1 protein-coding gene and 1 pseudogene are annotated in these 713 nt (G+C 43.3%); both read right to left on the bottom strand.

What is annotated here, in order from left to right:
- Positions 1 to 45 precede the first annotated feature (45 nt).
- The gene (locus AC1DUO_RS25805) at positions 46 to 285 is read right to left on the bottom strand and encodes a hypothetical protein (protein ID WP_013575792.1); all 240 of its coding nucleotides are present in this window, start codon (positions 283 to 285) and stop codon (positions 46 to 48) included.
- A 144-nt stretch (positions 286 to 429) separates the two neighbouring features.
- A pseudogene (locus AC1DUO_RS25800) lies at positions 430 to 713 on the bottom strand (hypothetical protein); the annotation flags it as partial.

The following is a 713-nucleotide window of genomic DNA, read 5'->3' as shown; positions in this document are numbered from 1 at the left end:
CCATAACGCTGTCTTATGACAGGGTTATGGAGATGCAAAAAGCAATTACATCAGAACGTTGCTTTTTGTTGCAGTCTGGTCATTCGACGGAATAACCCATTTTTTAAGTGTGATGATAAAGAAATTTTTACCCTTGGTAATTTTCGCACCACGGTCACCACATTCCAGCGCAAGTTTGAAAAACTCATCACTGTTAATATTAAAAGCCAGCTCGACTTTTTTCACCATACCGGAATTAAGCAGATCTTCAGCTTCGTGCAATGATTTGGCCTGAATAACTGACATAACGACCTCGTGATATCGGAAGGGATTGTTTTAGCTCCTACATCCTATTTCACTTTTGTTTCTAAATTATGACAGCTTCATGAACATTAAGAATTTTGCCATTGCACTGATTAATAATTAGCCAATTTGTGCGCACGATCACCTCTACGTCAGACGGAAGCGCGGATCCGGCATCGGGGTATCCGGCAGTTGCGTCTGGTTGTTCATCTCACGCAGGTTAATCTCTACGTTGGTGCACATGGCATCCAGAGGCAGGTGGTTATTGGCCAGACCAAAAGGCATTTCCAGCTCTTCCGCCAGCGTATCAAGCGACAAAAAACTATAAGAAATAAAACCTGACACCAGCAACGTCATGTAGTGCAAATCCACCACCAGTGCAAACGGCAACAAACTACAGAACAGATATACCGTCCTGTGCAGCAACAGAC

It is taken from the genome of Rahnella sp. P4_A8, from assembly GCF_056402435.1.
Note: the sequence above shows the minus strand (reverse complement) of the source record. Positions and strands in the feature narration are given on the sequence as shown.

Coding starts and splice junctions, on each gene's coding strand:
- AC1DUO_RS25805 (WP_013575792.1), bottom strand. CDS start 285: ATGTCAGTTATTCAGGCCAAATCATTGCACGAAGCTGAAGATCTGCTT.